8 protein-coding genes are annotated in these 16,554 nt (G+C 59.9%); 5 read left to right on the forward strand and 3 right to left on the reverse strand.

What is annotated here, in order from left to right; all coding sequences use genetic code 11:
- Positions 1 to 209 precede the first annotated feature (209 nt).
- Positions 210 to 737 (reverse strand): metal-dependent hydrolase, encoded by a 528-nt coding sequence (locus AC0IW7_RS14230; protein WP_471818846.1) that lies wholly within the window; start codon positions 735 to 737, stop codon positions 210 to 212.
- On the reverse strand, positions 734 to 2,323 hold the full coding sequence (locus AC0IW7_RS14235; RefSeq protein ID WP_463383942.1) for a histidine kinase: 1,590 nt from the start codon (positions 2,321 to 2,323) through the stop codon (positions 734 to 736). The genes AC0IW7_RS14230 and AC0IW7_RS14235 overlap by 4 nt, the downstream gene beginning before the upstream one ends.
- A 192-nt stretch (positions 2,324 to 2,515) precedes the next feature.
- On the opposite strand from AC0IW7_RS14235, the gene serB reads away from it, so the two are divergent.
- A complete protein-coding gene (gene serB, locus AC0IW7_RS14240) occupies positions 2,516 to 3,730 on the forward strand; it encodes a phosphoserine phosphatase SerB (RefSeq protein WP_471818848.1) in 1,215 nt (404 codons plus the stop codon).
- A gap of 137 nt (positions 3,731 to 3,867) precedes the next feature.
- Here the strand turns inward: serB and uvrA are convergent, their stop codons facing one another.
- The gene (gene uvrA / locus AC0IW7_RS14245) at positions 3,868 to 6,702 is read right to left on the reverse strand and encodes an excinuclease ABC subunit UvrA (RefSeq protein ID WP_463540213.1); all 2,835 of its coding nucleotides are present in this window, start codon (positions 6,700 to 6,702) and stop codon (positions 3,868 to 3,870) included.
- A gap of 128 nt (positions 6,703 to 6,830) precedes the next feature.
- On the opposite strand from uvrA, the gene AC0IW7_RS14250 reads away from it, so the two are divergent.
- The 4 genes from AC0IW7_RS14250 to AC0IW7_RS14265 all read left to right on the forward strand — a co-directional run bounded on the left by AC0IW7_RS14250 (position 6,831) and on the right by AC0IW7_RS14265 (position 16,519).
- The gene (locus AC0IW7_RS14250) at positions 6,831 to 8,216 is read left to right on the forward strand and encodes an MFS transporter (protein ID WP_463383941.1); all 1,386 of its coding nucleotides are present in this window, start codon (positions 6,831 to 6,833) and stop codon (positions 8,214 to 8,216) included.
- A 9-nt stretch (positions 8,217 to 8,225) separates the two neighbouring features.
- Complete coding sequence (locus AC0IW7_RS14255) at positions 8,226 to 8,723, forward strand: single-stranded DNA-binding protein (protein WP_122449558.1); 498 nt, start codon at positions 8,226 to 8,228, stop codon at positions 8,721 to 8,723.
- 285 nt (positions 8,724 to 9,008) lie between these two features.
- Entirely contained in the window at positions 9,009 to 13,583 is a 4,575-nt protein-coding gene (locus AC0IW7_RS14260; RefSeq protein ID WP_471818851.1) for a SpvB/TcaC N-terminal domain-containing protein, read from the forward strand.
- Positions 13,580 to 16,519 carry an RHS repeat-associated core domain-containing protein gene (locus AC0IW7_RS14265; RefSeq protein WP_471818853.1) on the forward strand — a complete coding sequence of 980 codons (2,940 nt, stop codon included), beginning with the start codon at positions 13,580 to 13,582 and terminating at the stop codon, positions 16,517 to 16,519. Before AC0IW7_RS14260 ends, AC0IW7_RS14265 begins: the two co-directional genes overlap by 4 nt.
- The last annotated feature ends 35 nt before the right edge of the window (positions 16,520 to 16,554 follow it).

Raw genomic sequence — 16,554 nt, forward strand, 5'->3', positions numbered from 1 at the left:
GGCAAAAAAAGCCCCGCCAAGTGCGGGGCTTTTTATTGGTTCGAGACCTTGTGGGAGCGGCTTTAGCCGCGATGCTTTTGGTGGTCAAGATCATCGCGGCTAATCGGAATGCCGCCGAGCCGCTCCTACAAGGACTTGTAGGGCCTGTGGGAGAGAAACCCTCGACCGAGTAACGGCCGCCATTTATAAGCGCTCGGCCTGTCCGTCTCCTACCGTCTGATTGCCTTGCGGGCGACGATTCCGGTCACCGCCACAACCGCACACGGCAACCACACCCACCGCGCCTCGGAGGCCAGAACCGCCAGCCCGCGTTCGCTAAAGAAGCCGTTGATAAACGGCGACACGGCAATCGGTCGCCAGGGCGCGAAGAAGCGTTGTTCGCTCCATGGCCACAACCACGCCACGCCCAGGCCGCCGTTGGTGAAGGCATCGAGCACGCTGTGGGAGGCGGCGGCCAGCGCCAGGAAAACGCCGGCTTTGATCCGCCCGCTGTTGAGCAGCGGCGCGAACAAAACGCCCAGCACGCCCATCAGCGCGGCAAACGCCAAGGAGTGACTGGCGCCGCGATGGCCAAAGCTGTCGGCATAGGCGATGCCGAATTTGAACGCCAGCACGTCGGCATCCGGCAGGCAGGCGGCGAGCATGCCGGCCAGCAGCAAGCGCGTGGGGATAACCCGGCTGCCCAGCGCCAGGCCAATGGCCAGAACGGGCAGCGGGTGGGTGATAAGGGTGGTCAAGGACGGGCGGGTTGTTCGTGCATGCGCGCCAGTTGGCGTTCAAGCAGCGACGGGTACGGTTCCAGCAGGCGTTCGACGCAGCACGCGCCTTCCGGGCTGGCGATCGGACGAATGCGTACGCGCTGGCGCAGCAGCACGTCGTCGCCAATGCTGCGCTCGACCAGCAACAAGTTGCGGCTGTGTTGCGACAGCGCCAGGGCATCCTGGGCGGTGTCGCTGAGCAGCAGGTCGCCCTGGCTAAGGTCGCCGAGGTCTTCGCCGGCGGTGAGGCCGAGCTGCAGTTGCAGGGTGATGCCGCTGTCGGCCACTTCAATTTGCAGGGCATGGCCCAAGGCGCGCATCAGTTCGCCGCAGCAGATGGCGTGGGTGAGGTAGTCCTCGCCGCTGTCGTCGCTGTTGAACAGCATCAGGCTGCTGCCGTCTTTCAGGGTGTGCAGCACGCCGTTGTACAGCGAAGCGGCCTGGTCGAGGCAGTCGCGGTAGCGTTGCAGCAGATCCATCAAACGCGCACGCGGCAAGCGGCGCAGTTGTTCCTGGGCGCCGAGCTGAATGGCCAGTACGGCGGTCAGTTCCGGCTTGTTTTGCTCGGGGGCGTAATCGTCTTCTTCAACGTCGAGCACCGGATCCTGCAGGTCGGCGAACGGGTCGTCTTCGTCCAGCGGCGCCTGAATCGGTTTTACCCGCAGCGGTGATTGCACGCGGCGCGGTGGCTCGCGCAGGTCGTCATGGTCGCTGTCGTAACTGTCATCGCGCAGGTCGCGCACTTCGAATTCGGGCTCCTCGTCGGCGTCTTCGTCTACGTAGGCGTCGTCGTCTTCGGCGAACGTGCGCTCGTCGTCTTCGTAGTCGTCCTCGTCATATTCAGGCTCCGGCGGCGCGACCGGTTTTGGTTTTTCCGGCACCAGGCGCGATTGCAGTTGGCGGGCCAGATCGCCGATTTCATCGTTGCGACCGGCAGCGGGCGCCGGGTCATCCGGGTCGCGCAGCCACAGGCGCAGTTGCATCAATGGCGTGGAAATGTGGCGGCCCAAGCGCAGGCTCAGGCTCAAAGTCAGCGCCAGCAGAATCAGGCTGAGTAAGCCCATGCTCTGCAGACTGATGGTCATGGGCTGCTGGAATTGCTGCATGTCCAGGCTGATGCGCAGGTGGCCGGCGATCACTTCCTGAAAGGTGATGGGCGTGGAATACAGGCCTTCGGTTTCACCCAACATGCTTTGCGTGGGCCGCGAACCCGCCTCGGCGAGGATGCGGTTGTCGACGCTATAGATAGCGGCGTGGGCCACCAGCGGGTTTTTCACCAGGTTATTGAGCAGCACGTTGAGGCTGAGAATGTCGTTGGACACCAGCAGCTCGGTGGCCGAGGCGGCCGTTTGAATGGTCAGACTCTGGCCCAGCGCATCGGCCTGCTGCTGCATCGCCTGCTTGAACTGCATGCCCATGACCAGGGCATAGATGACCAGCGCTGCGGCCACCAGCAACAAGCTGTGGCTGGCAATGCGCAACGCCAACGGCACGCGGCGCTGGCGCAGCGCGTGGAAGATCAGCAGGAAGAAGTTGTCGGGTTTTACAGGCGCGGGCCGGTTCACAGAGCGCGGCTCTTTTCGAAATGGAATTGGCGCGCAGTATAACGAGGGCATGGGGGAGGGCAAAGCGCTGTGCGTGCCCGTATAGCGGTGAAAGTGGTTAGAATGTGCGCCTTTTCCTCACCCTCAACGCCCTGTGTGCGCCCTATGTGGGCAATGCGTTGACGCTTCTGCCGTGCCTTGTGGAGGTCCGCCTTGCGCGAAATCGTTCTGATCAATATCACCGGCGAAGACCGCCCGGGTCTGACAGCCGCCATTACCGGCGTGCTGGCGCAGGGCGGCGTGAATATCCTCGACATCGGCCAGGCCGTTATCCACAACACCCTGTCGTTCGGCATTCTGGTGGAGATTCCGGGCACCGAGCAGGGCTCTGTGGTGCTCAAGGACGTGCTGTTCACCGCCTACAAACTTGATCAGCAAGTGCGCTTCACGCCCGTTTCCGAAGCCGACTATCAGCAATGGGTCCGCGGCCAGGGCAAAGCCCGGCACATCGTCACGCTGCTGACGCGCCGGGTGACCGCCGAGCAACTGCAGCGCGTGAGTTCGATCACCGCCAAATACGGCTTGAACATCGACCACATTGACCGTCTTTCCGGGCGCATGCCGCTCGATACGCCGGCCGATCAAAGCAAAGGCTGCATCGAATTCTCCGTGCGCGGTGAGCCGGCCGATCCGGGCGCGTTGCGCGCCGAGTTCCTTAGCGTCGCGCAGGAACTGAACGTCGATATCGCCTTCCAGCAAGACTCCGTCTTCCGCCGCAACCGCCGTCTGGCGGTGTTTGACATGGACTCGACGCTGATTGAAGCGGAAGTGATCGACGAGCTGGCCAAGGTGGCGGGCGTGGGCGAGAAAGTATCGGAAATCACCGAGCGCGCCATGCGCGGCGAACTGGATTTCCGCGCCAGCTTCAAAGAGCGTTTGGCCTTGCTCAAAGGCCTGCCGGAAAGCGAACTGGCCGCCATTGGCGCCTCGCTGCGCCTGACCGAAGGCGCCGAAACGCTGTTCACCGAACTCAAGCGCCTGGGCTACAAAACCGCGATTCTGTCGGGCGGCTTCAGCTATTTCGCCAAGCAATTGCAGGCCAAGCTGGGCATTGATTACGTGTTTGCCAACGAGCTGCAAATAGAAGATGGCAAGCTCACTGGCGTGGCGATCGAGCCGATTGTTGATGCCCAGCGCAAAGCCGATTTGCTGCGTCAGCTGGCCGAACAGGAAGGCGTGAGCCTGGAGCAAACCATCGCCGTGGGCGACGGCGCCAACGACTTGCCGATGCTGGCGATTGCCGGTTTGGGCGTTGCGTTCCGCGCCAAGCCGCTGGTGAAGCAATCGGCCAAACAGGCGATTTCGACGCTTGGGTTGGACGGCGTGCTGTATCTGCTGGGCTATCGGGATCGCGACGGCCAGGCGTAGGCCTTCGATCATCTGTAGGAGCGGCTTTAGCCGCGATGCTTTTGACGCTAAGAGCATCGCGGCTAAAGCCGCTCCTACAGGGTAGCGAGGGCCATAAAAAAACCGGGCACATGGCCCGGTTTTTTATGGCGCGAACATCACGCTTTATCGCGTTCCAGCAGCGGCTTGAGAAAGTGACCGGTATGGGATTGCGGCATCTCGGCGACTTCTTCCGGCGTGCCGCAGGCAATGATCTGCCCGCCGCGTGAACCGCCTTCCGGGCCCAGATCGACCAGCCAGTCCGCGGTTTTGATCACGTCCAGGTTGTGCTCGATCACCACCACCGTGTTGCCGTGGTCGCGCAGGCGATGCAGCACGTCGAGCAGTTGCTGAATGTCGGCAAAATGCAGGCCGGTGGTGGGCTCGTCGAGGATGTACAGGGTCTTGCCGGTGTCGCGCTTGGACAGCTCGCGCGACAACTTCACCCGTTGCGCTTCCCCGCCCGACAGCGTGGTCGCCGACTGCCCCAGCTTGATATACGACAGGCCCACGTCCACCAGCGTTTGCAGCTTGCGCGACAGCGCCGGCACGGCATCGAAGAACGGTCGCGCTTCTTCAATGGTCATTTCCAGCACTTCGTGGATGTTCTTGCCTTTGTATTTGATTTCCAGGGTTTCGCGGTTGTAGCGCTTGCTCTTGCATACGTCGCACGGCACGTAGATGTCCGGCAGGAAGTGCATTTCCACCTTGATCAGGCCATCGCCCTGGCACGCTTCACAGCGGCCGCCTTTGACGTTGAAGGAGAAACGTCCTGGCCCGTAGCCGCGCGAGCGCGCTTCCGGCACACCGGCAAACAGTTCGCGAATCGGCGTGAACAAGCCGGTGTAGGTCGCCGGGTTGGAACGCGGGGTGCGGCCAATCGGGCTCTGGTCGATGTCGACGACCTTATCCAGATGCTGCAAGCCGTCGATGCTGTCGTGCGGCGCTGCTTCCAGCGTGGTCGCACCGTTCAGCGCAGTGGCGCTGAGGGGGAACAGCGTGTTGTTGATCAGCGTCGATTTGCCCGAGCCGGAAACCCCAGTGATGCAGGTCAGCAGGCCAATCGGAATTTCCAGGTCGACGTTACGCAGGTTGTTGCCGCGTGCGCCTTTGACCTTGAGCGACAGCTTCTTGTCGCGCGGCGTGCGCTTGGCCGGGTACTGGATTTTGGTGCGCCCGGACAGGTACTTGCCGGTCAGCGAATCCGGGTGCGCCATGACTTCTGCAGCGGTGCCCTCAGCGACGATGTTGCCGCCGTGCACACCCGCGCCGGGGCCGATGTCGACTACGTAGTCGGCCATGCGAATGGCGTCTTCATCGTGTTCGACCACGATCACCGTGTTGCCGATGTCGCGCAGATGCCGCAGGGTCGCCAGCAGGCGCTCGTTGTCGCGCTGGTGCAGGCCGATGGAGGGTTCGTCGAGGATGTACATCACGCCCACCAGGCCGGCGCCGATCTGGCTGGCCAGGCGGATACGCTGCGCTTCACCGCCGGACAAAGTGTCGGCGCTGCGGTCGAGGGTCAGGTAGTCGAGGCCGACGTTGACCAGAAACTGCAGACGCTCGCGAATTTCCTTGAGGATTTTCTCGGCGATCTCGCCTTTGCGCCCGGTCAGGGCCAGGCTGCCGAAGTATTCCGTGGCATCGCCAATCGGCAGGCCACTGACGGCTGGCAAGTTGCGCTCGCCGACAAACACGTGCCGCGCTTCGCGGCGCAGGCGGGTGCCACGGCAATCCGGGCAAGGCTGGGTGCTGAGGAACTTGGCCAGTTCTTCGCGCACGGTGGTCGACTCGGTTTCCCGGTAGCGACGCTCCAGATTGGGCACGATGCCTTCGAACGGGTGGGCGCGTTTAACGATGTCGCCACGGTCGTTCAGGTAGCGGAAGTCGACGTTGGCGCTGCCGCTACCGCTAAGGATGACTTTCTTGTGCTCGGCGCTGAGGCTGTCGAACGGCTTGTCGAGGCTGAAGCCAAAGTGTTTGGCCAGCGAGCCGAGCATCTGGAAGTAATAAACGTTGCGTCGGTCCCAGCCGCGAATGGCCCCTTCGGCCAGGGTTAACTCGCCGTTAACCAGACGTTTGGTGTCGAAAAACTGCTTCACGCCCAGGCCGTCACAGGTCGGGCAGGCACCAGCCGGGTTGTTGAAGGAGAACAGCTTGGGTTCCAACTCGCTGATCGAATGCCCGCAGACCGGGCAGGCGAAGCGCGCGGAGAACACCATTTCCTCGCCTTCTTCATCGTCCATCGGTGCCACGAATGCCAGGCCGTCGGCCAGCTTCAAGGCGGTTTCAAACGACTCGGCCAGGCGCTGCTGCAGGTCGCCACGGGCTTTGAAGCGGTCGACCACGGCGTCGATGGAGTGCTTCTTCTGTTTATCTAGCTTGGGCAGTTCGTCCAGCTCATACAGCTTGCCGTTCACCCGCACGCGTACGAAACCCTGGGCGCGCAGCTCGTCGAAAACGGCCAGGTGCTCGCCTTTGCGCTCGCGAATGATCGGCGCCAGCAGCATCAGCTTTTTGCCTTCGGGCAGGGCCAATACCTGGTCAACCATCTGGCTGACGGTTTGCGCTTCCAGCGGCAGGTCGTGGTCCGGGCAACGCGGCGTACCCACTCGGGCGTACAGCAGGCGCAGGTAGTCGTAGATTTCGGTGATGGTGCCGACGGTGGAGCGCGGGTTGTGCGACGTGGATTTTTGCTCGATGGAAATGGCCGGCGACAGGCCTTCGATGGTGTCGACATCGGGCTTTTCCATCATCGACAGAAATTGCCGCGCGTACGCCGACAGCGATTCGACATAGCGGCGCTGACCTTCGGCATACAGCGTGTCGAAGGCCAAAGAAGATTTACCCGAGCCGGAAAGGCCGGTGATGACGATCAGCTTGTCCCGTGGCAGGGTCAGGTCGATATTTTTCAGGTTGTGGGTTCGGGCCCCACGAATCAGGATCTTGTCCAATTGCAGCCTCGCTTGGCGGGCGAAAACGGATGAGTATACGGGCCTTGTCAAGCCAGCCGGAAGCGCCGGCCTGTGCGATGCCGGATACGGGCTGTTAGAATCGGCGCGCATTTTCTTGAGGTACTTCCATGCACGATCCGCACAGCGAACGCATGAGTGGCAGCGAAACCCGCGCAGCGAGTGGGTTGTCGCTGGTCTTTGCGTTCCGAATGCTTGGCATGTTCATGGTCCTGCCGGTGCTGGCCACCTATGGCATGGACCTGGCCGGCGCAACGCCAGCACTGATCGGTCTTGCCATCGGCGCCTACGGGCTGACCCAGGCCGTCTTGCAGATTCCCTTCGGCATCATCTCTGACCGCATCGGCCGCCGTCCGGTCATTTATTTTGGTCTCATCGTTTTCGCGGCGGGTAGCGTGCTGGCTGCCAACGCCGATTCCATCTGGGGCGTGATCGCCGGTCGCGTGCTGCAAGGCGCCGGGGCGATTTCCGCCGCCGTGATGGCGCTGCTGTCCGACCTGACCCGCGAGCAACACCGCACCAAGGCGATGGCCATGATTGGCATGAGCATCGGTTTGTCGTTCGCGGTGGCGATGGTGGTGGGGCCGTTGCTGACGCGCGCGTTCGGGTTGTCGGGCCTGTTTCTGGCCACCGCCGCCATGGCGCTAGTGGGCATTGTGCTGGTGGCCTGGTGGGTGCCGCGCTCGGCCGGGCCGTTGCAGCACCGTGAATCCGGTGTGGCCAAAGACGCCCTCGGCAAAACCTTGCGCCACCCGGACCTGTTGCGCCTGGACGTGGGCATCTTCGTTTTGCATGCGGTATTGATGGCCAGTTTCGTCGCATTACCGCTCGCTTTGGTCGAGCGCGCCGAACTGCCGAAAGAACAGCACTGGTGGGTATACCTGACCGCGCTGCTGGTCGGCTTCTTCGCCATGATCCCCTTCATTATTTATGGCGAGAAAAAGCGCCAGATGAAGCGCGTACTGCTCGGCGCCGTTGCTGTGCTGCTGGGCTGCGAAGTGTTCTTCTGGCTGGCCGACGGCACCTTGCACGAATTAGTGGTCGGCACCGTGGTGTTCTTTACCGCGTTCAACCTGCTGGAGGCTTCGCTGCCGTCGCTGATCAGCAAGGTTTCGCCGGCTGGCGGCAAGGGCACGGCCATGGGCGTTTACTCCACCAGCCAGTTCCTCGGCGCGGCGCTGGGCGGCATTCTGGGCGGCTGGTTGTTCCAGCACGGCGGCCTGGATACGGTGTTTTTAGGATGTGCTGCCCTCTGTGGGATCTGGCTGATTATTGCTGTTACTATGCGCGAACCTCCGTATGTCACTAGCTTGCGCTTGCCGCTTTCGCCCGCTGCGGTGCGCGATGCTGGCTTGGTCGAGCGCCTTGTAGCCGTGACCGGAGTAACAGATGCAGTTGTGGTGGCTGACGAAGCCGCCGTGTATATCAAATTCGATTCCGAACAATTGGATCGCCCCGCGCTCGACGCCTTGCTCGACGCGCGTGCCGATTCCTAGGAGAACGTTATGGCCCGTGGGGTTAACAAAGTCATTCTGGTCGGAACCTGCGGCCAGGACCCGGAAACACGCTACATGCCCAACGGCAACGCGGTCACCAACCTGAGCCTGGCTACCAGCGAGCAGTGGACCGACAAGCAGAGCGGCCAGAAAGTCGAAAAAACCGAATGGCACCGTGTAGCGCTGTTCGGCAAGGTGGCTGAAATCGCTGGCGAATACCTGCGCAAAGGTTCGCAGGTGTACATCGAAGGCAAGCTGCAAACCCGCGAGTGGGAAAAAGACGGCGTAAAACGCTACACCACCGAAATCATCGTCGACATGCAGGGCACCATGCAGCTGCTGGGCGGCCGTCCTGATAACGGCGGTGGCGATTCCGCCCCACGTCAACAGCGTCCTGCACCGCAGCAGCGCGAGCAGCAAGCGCCGCGTGAGTCGCGCCCGGCTCCGCAACCGGCAGCCCAGCCAGCGCCGAACTATGACAGCTTCGACGACGACATCCCGTTCTGATTCGTACCGATAAAGCGTTTTTCTGAAACCCCCGCCCCGCGGGGGTTTTTCATTTTCGCGTGATGCAGAACCCGGCTGTTCGCCGTCTACGAAAATTCATCCAGAACTCTTCGCTGTATGGAGAAAGTTCGGCGCCCAGCGTGCGGCCGAGCTGATATTGCATTCGCTAGCCGCCACGTACTGTTGCGCTGTCCCACGGGCATAGATTGATACTTGCCCGTTTTCGGTCGACTTCAATTCAACCCGTTGAATTGGGCAAGCCCGCGCAACTGCTAAGGATGGATTGTGAATATCAGTCAGAACACGCCCGTCGAGGTGAAACCGCCCTCTCTGCCTAAAGGAGGTGGGGCCATCCAGGGCATGGGCGAGGCCTTGGGCAACGTCGGTTCGACGGGTATGAGCAGCCGAACGCTGGTGCTGCCTGTGTCCGCAGGAAGAGGTTATGCCCCTGCATTGTCGTTGAACTACAGCAGCGGTTCCGGCAACGGTGCTTTTGCCATGGGCTGGAGCCTTTCTCAACTGTCCATCCGCCGGCGTACCGGTCGCGGCACGCCCGCGTACCAGCAGGACGATACGTACCTGGCGCCCGATGGCCAGGTTTTGGTTGCAGAAGCGGGCTCCGACCACAAGGTGATCAGCACACAGCGCAACAGCTATGGCGGGCTGAACCTCGGCCAGACCTATACGGTTACGCGTTACTTCCCCTGCATTGAAGGTTCATTCACCAGGATCGAACGCTGGAGCCCGGCAACCAGCGAAGGTGATTTCTGGTTGTTGCACACCGCAGATGGCCAACTGCACTGCCTGGGCAAGTCCGCCGAGGCGCGAATTACCGATCCTGTACAACCGAGCCATATCGGTGCCTGGCTGCTTGAAGAGTCAGTGAACTTGAGCGGGGAGCACATTCGCTATCGCTACAAAAAAGAAGACACGGCTAATTGCGCATTGAGTGGTCAAGAGGCCTCGCGATCGCATACCGCCAATCGCTATTTGCACTACGTCGAGTACGGTAACGTCACGCGCTATGACCCCCTCTATGCCTGGGGTAAATTCAGCCAGGCTCAAGCTCCTGCATGGCTGTTCACGTTGGTATTTGACCATGGCGAGCGGACTCTGGACCCGCTGATAGCGCCGCCGTTTTCGCCCTCTGGCACTTGGCTTTGCCGGGCAGATTCATTCTCCGATTACTCGTTCGGTTTTGAAGTACGCACTCACCGGCTATGTCAGCAAGTGTTGATGTTTCACCACTTTGCCGAGGAGCTCGGGCAGCCGAACAAACTGGTCGCGCGTCTGCTGTTGGAGTACCAGCAATCGCCGCAACTCACGCAACTGATCGGCGCCCAGGTGTTGGCGTATGAACATGACGGAACCGTTCAATCCCGACCGCCGATGGACTGGTCTTACACCTCGTTTACCACGGACTTTAAAACGTCCGGCTATGTGGCGTTGCCATCGTTCCCGAGCCTCAATAATCGTCAGCGGTATCAACTGGTTGATTTGCTGGGTGAAGGCCTCCCCGGAGTTCTCTATCAGGAAGGTAACGACTGGCGCTACCGGGCGCCGATTCGCGGAACGCAGGGCCCCGATGCGGTCAGCTACGCTGCTTGGCAATCCTTGCCGCAACTGCCTTCTCTTCTACCCGAGGGCGATGAGCGAAAGGCGCTTGTCGACCTCATGGGTACGGGGCGACTCAACTGGCTGATTGCACAACCGGGGTTGGCAGGTTATTTCACGTTAAACCCCGATCAGCGTTGGAGCCATTTCGTACCCTTCCCGGCATTCCCAACGGAGTTCTTGCATCCATCCGCGCAGATGGCCGACCTGATGGGCGCCGGCCTACCCGATCTGGCCTTGATTGGGCCCAACAGTGTTCGGCTTTACGCCAACCATAGAGAGAAGGGCTACGGCGCAGGTCATGACGTTACCCATGGCGGCAGCGATCGTTTGCCGATGCAATCGGGTGATCATGCATCGCTCGTGGCGTTCAGCGATGTGCTGGGCTCAGGCCAGAAGCATCTTGTTAGGATCCGCTACAACCAGCTCACCTGCTGGCCCAATATGGGAAGAGGGGCTTTCGGCAAACCGTTGGTATTGGCAGCGCTGCCGTTTGACGAACAGACGTTCAATCCTTCCAGGGTTTTCCTGGCTGATTTGGACGGTTCCGGGGCGGCGGATCTGATCTATGCCGAGTCCGAGCACTTTCAGATTTTCCTCAACCAGTCCGGCAACGGTTTCAGTCGTGTGCCACTGATTTTGCCGATGCCTGACGGCGTCCGGTTTGACCAACTGGACCAGGTCCAGTTTGCCGATCTCTGTGGTACCGGAACGGCCTCGCTGGTGCTGACCGTCGGCCATAGCAATCCCCAGCACTGGCAGTACAGTTTTGCAGCGACTAAGCCGTATTTGCTGGTGTCGTCCAATAACAATCTGGGCGCCCACACGAGCTACACCTATCGCAGCTCTGCACAGGAATGGCTCGACGAAAAACAGGAGTCGCCCGCGCGAGTATGTGAGCTGCCCTTCGCGCTCCCCGTGGTGTCGACGCAGACCACGCTGGATGAGATCAGTGGTAATCGCCTCACTCAGCAGTACGTGTATCGACACGGCGTCTACGACGGTGTTGAGCGGGAGTTTCGTGGTTTTGGCTTTGTTCAGCATCAGGATACCGAGCATCATGCCCAGGCGACCGCACGTGAGCTACCGGCGTCTGCGCCGACGCTGACCAGGGTCTGGTACAACACCGGGCGCGAAGGCGAACAACTGTCCGGTGCGCTTCCTTTCGAAGATCCTTTGTTATTTGCCCTGGGCACGCCGCGCTTAACCCGGCTAAATTCCGTCACCGGCAGTGATGACCTGCTGTCATCGATTGACAGTTCCACTCGCTATCAGCTGTACCGTGCCTTGAAAGGCAGCGTGCAACGGACAGAGATTTACGGCGAGGACGCCAGTCCGCTCAAGGGCGTACCGTACAGCGTTCAGACCACCCGGATGCAGGTTCGCTTGCTCCAGGACGCCGCTTCCCCGGACGCTTACTGTGTGGTTTTGCCGATGGCGCTGGAGCAGCTAAGCGTCGCTTACGAGCGCATTGCGGCCGACCCTGTGGTTCAGCAAAACGTGACGCTGCGGACCGATGAGTTTGGCGCGCCGCTCTGGACCGTTGGTATCCATTACCCTCGCCGGCCAAAACCGAGTGCCAGCCCATACCCGGCCGCAGTCCCGAACGCCCTGTGGGCGAGTACGTACGACGAAAGCCAGACACCGCTGCGCTTCACCGAAAGCCGCAGCAGTGTCTACCACCTGACCCAGCCGGATGCCTGGCGACTGGGGCTGCCGTATCAGCAACGGCAGAATGTGCTGATTCATGCGACGGGGTATAGCGGCTATCCCTTGACGCCCAGCGGTTTGACTTACGAAGCGCTGGTCGCATCGGATAGCCTGATCGGAACGACACAACCGCGCATTTTTGCGGGGCAACAAGTCACCTATTACTTCGATGCTTCAGGGAAAGATGTTCTCCCTGCGGGCACACCGCCCCCTGCATTGGCATTGGTTCATCATCTGGAAACGGCCGAACTTGATGAGGAGTCGCTCAAGGCGTACGACGGTGTTTCGACCCTTGATCTGGAGGTTGCTTTACCCGCTGCGGGCTATTTGAAACGCAGCAAGGTATTGGGTCCGTCGACAGAGGAAAACCCGGACGTTTGGGTGATTTCCGGCGGTTACAGCACCTATGTCGCCACTGGCCAATGGATGCCTTTCTGCCGACCAAGAACAACGCAAAGTAGCTCCATCGTCGCGCCTGAAACCTTCACCTACGATGCTCACAGTTGCGTTGTTACCTCGGTTGCTGACGGTGTCGGGAGTCGAGTCCAAGCGTTTTACGATTACCGTTTTCTGACCCCGCATCGACTCATTGATGCGAACGAAAACACCCAGGAAGTGCTGTTCGATGCCTTGGGTCGGGTGGTTGCAAGCTCGGGTTACGGCACCGAGCTGGATGAGGCGGGTAAACCAGTAGCCGTGGGATTTTCGCCACTGGCCGATTTTGATTCCCGAGACTCCGCCCTGGCCAGTATCAACGCGGCGCTGGCAGCACCCTCGGCGGCTATTCAGCGTGCGGCGCAAGTCTATCTGTACGACTTTTTCAGTTGGATGGGGCAGCTTTCCAGCGACCAGTTTGCTGCGCTTTCTCCGCCCGGTCAGGGCGCTGAACTGCAACGTGTGCTGCAGCGCAATTGCCTTTTGACGTTTAACGGACAGCTGCGCTCACGCGCTTACGCATGGGCTCGTTCTGGCTGGCCGATCGAAAGTGTCGGCGAGTCGGTGCGCAACGCCATTGCCAGTGTCGAGCGCCGGCCGGTGCAGGCTGCGACGCTCTTGGCCGATCAGTATCCAGGCGCGAACCCCGCTGCGCAGATCAGAATCTCCCTGTCACTTTTCGATGGGTTCGGGCGCACCCTGCAGGCCAAACAAAAATGCCCACCTGGGCTTGCCTATGTCCTAAACACGGACGGAACACTGGAAATCGAAGCTGGAAAACCTGTTGAACGTGATACCGGCTCGGCGCCGCGTTGGGCAGTTTCCGGGCGCACCGAATACGACGATAAAGGCCAAGTGATTCGAACGTACCAGCCGTATTTCATCAACGTGCCTAAGTACGTAAATGATGCCAGTGCCCGAGAGTGGGGGTATGCCGATACCCATTACTACGACCCGCTTGGTCGTGAGTACCAGGTCATCACGGCGCTGGGTCACCTGCGACGCACGAGCTTCTACCCGTGGTTCAGCATCGCGGAAGATGAAAACGACACGCTGCAAGAAGCCATCGATAACGACCCTTTATCGAGGCCATTGTCATGAGTACCACTTCAAACCCGACCACTGCGCAACTGTGCAGTGGCACTCCGACCGTGTCGGTTGTCGATAATCGCGGGTTGTCTGTCCGCACTCTTCAGTACAACCGCAACGCCCCGGGCGAGGCGGTGAGTGAGTTGATCAGTCAACAACGCTATAGCGTCAATGGGCAGCTGTTGAGCAGTATTGACGCGCGGTTGTTTGCCGCGAGGCAGCTTGATCCAGCGGTGTTGCCGAACTTTCGCTACCACACGTCGCTGTCCGGTCAAGTGCTGCTGAGTCAGAGTCAGGACGCTGGTCGGCAGGTCACGCTATATGACGTGGAAGCCGGGCCGGTCTGGCAGGGCAACAGTCGCGGTCACGCCACACGCTTTGAGTACGATCCTCTGCATCGTTTGATCAGCGTGTTTGAGCGATTCGACGCGGAACGAGAGCGGGTCAGCGAGCGTTATGTTTATGGTGAAAACCAGCCCAGCGCCGCGCAGTTCAACAGTCGCGGGCAACTGGTTCGTCACTACGACACGGCCGGGCTCAACGAGGTGTCCCGTTACACCATCAGCAGCCAGCCTCTGCAAACGGTTCGTCAACTGTTGCGTGATGACGCGGCGAACAGCGATTGGCAGGGCGCTGAAAGCCAGTGGCTTGCGTCACTCGAAGCCGAGCGATATCAGAGCTGCATTGGCTACAACGCACTGGGCGACGTGCTGAGCAGTGTCGATGCCAAGGGCAATCAGCAACGTCAGCAGCTTAATATTGCCGGGCAGTTGGCAAGCAGTGGTCTGACTCTGGTGGGGCAGACCGTGGAGCGCCCGATCCTGGCGTCGGTCACCTATGACGCCGGCGGCCAGGTGTTGCGTGAAGCGGCAGGCAACGGTGTGGTCACCAACTACCACTACGAGCCGCAAACGCTGCGCTTGAGCCGATTGGTGTGCACGCGTCCGGCTCAAGGGACGCGCAGCGCACTGTTGCAGGACCTGAGTTATGTGTACGACCCAGTGGGTAATATCCTTTCCATTGGCAATGCGGCAATCGAAGGCCGGTTCCACAATAACCAGCGAATCGAACCGGCCAACAGCTACCAGTACGATGCGCTGTATCAACTGCTCACGGCCAGCGGGCGGGAGAACGCCGGTGCAGGCCGACAAGGCCCTGCGTTGCCGGAGCCGAGCGGTGTCGATCCGAGCCAATACAGCAATTACACCCGCCAATACCGCTACGACAATGGCGGCAATTTGGTTCAGATGCGCCACGTGGGTAATAGCAGTTACACCATGGACATGCTGGTTTCGAGCACGTCCAACCGAGCGGTGCAACAATCCGCTTCACTGACGGCGGCCGATGTCGAGGGCCAGTTTGACGCTGCGGGTAACCTCAAGCAGTTGGCGGTTGGCCAGACGCTGCTGTGGAACGGGCGCAATCAATTGCAGCAGGTCACTCAGGTGCAGCGTGGCGGTAGCGATGACGACGAAGAACACTACCAATATGACGGCGCTGGCACCCGGGTACGCAAAACGGCGGTGAGTCATACCAGTGGCACGACCCGTCGTGTGCAGGTGATTTATTTGCCCGGCCTGGAAGTGCGCCGGACCCAGAGCATTCAGGGCAGCACCACGCGTAACGAGGAAGAGCTGCATGTGATCAGCGTCGGCAGTACCGGCCGCCAGCAGGTGCGGGTGCTGCATTGGGAGGAGGGTCGGCCGGAAGATATTGCCAATGACCAGTTGCGCGGCACTCTGGATAACCAGATCGGTTCGACCTTGCTCGAACTGAACCAGGACGCGGACATACTGACCCAGGAAGAGTATTACCCGTTCGGTGGTACGGCGGTGTGGTCGGGTAAGAGTGCCAGCGAAACCAAGTACAAGTTTGTCCGCTATTCAGCTAAGGAACGCGACGCGACGGGTTTGTATTATTACGGTTTCCGTTACTACGCTCCCTGGCTAGGGCGTTGGCTCAATCCGGATCCTGCGGGTACGGTGGATGGGCAGAATCTGTATCGGATGGTCAGGAATAATCCAGTCAGTTATGTGGATCGCGCTGGCCATGAAGCCATTCCGCTAGTAGTGCATTTCGCTTGGGAGGGAAAGAATATTTCAACCGAGGCGTTGAGCAATATGCTTTTCATTAAACACATGGATCCGGAATACACGGTCAACGTGTGGACGTCGAGGCCGATGGCCATCTATTCCACTCTCGATAAAATGTTGCATTCAGAAAGCTCAGCCTATGAGAGATACCTTGCCCATAACTTTGGCAATGAAATAAATATTAAAAGCACCGATGACCTTTACGCCAACTTAAGCAAAAGCAGCCCGCACGGGGCGCGTCTGGAATCCATGTATAACCGCGAGAAGAGCGGTGCTTATCGCAACTACGCTGCTGCCAGCGACATAACCCGAGCCGCTTTAATGTTTGAAGAGGGCGGGGTTTACATGGATGCCGACGTCGTTGCAGCTGGCGGCATGGATACATTAAGTGAGGCGATACGCAGCTCGAGTCACGACGGTTTCCTTTATCCAAAGTCTAAATCCGGCGTATCTAACGCTGTACTTGCTTCGAGCCGGCACTCCGGTAAGGCGGCTGAGTTTATTAGTGCGATCGTGACTAATACGGATGGGCTGGACTCGCTGCGCCCACAAGCATCATGGACAACAAAGCGTTCCTTCCAACATGAAGATGCGTTCATCGGACGGCTTAAAGGAACAATGATGACCACAGGTCCAAGTGTTTTGGCGGGCCTTAATCTGCTTAAAAATGTCGCCAATGTCCTTTCTGAATCCATTTTCTTTCATAGAGATTCTAGGCTTGCATCAACGCAGATTCAGGCCTTGGGAAGTGAGCAATCTGTTTCTGACGTTATATACAGAGGGCTTAGACCAGGGCTTGATGGTAATGGGGCATGGGCCAATATGAGAGCGGGCAGACGTGATTCCATCCATTGAGCAGGAAGTTTGCTTGCGCAGCATGGATTCCAGCG

Source organism: Pseudomonas sp. AC229, assembly GCF_979254655.1.

What these genes read in the sequence shown, in the direction of transcription:
- AC0IW7_RS14250 (WP_463383941.1), top strand. Translation starts at nt 6,831, where the DNA reads ATGCACGATCCGCACAGCGAACGCATGAGTGGCAGCGAAACCCGCGCA.
- AC0IW7_RS14255 (WP_122449558.1), top strand. Translation starts at nt 8,226, where the DNA reads ATGGCCCGTGGGGTTAACAAAGTCATTCTGGTCGGAACCTGCGGCCAG.
- AC0IW7_RS14265 (WP_471818853.1), top strand. Translation starts at nt 13,580, where the DNA reads ATGAGTACCACTTCAAACCCGACCACTGCGCAACTGTGCAGTGGCACT.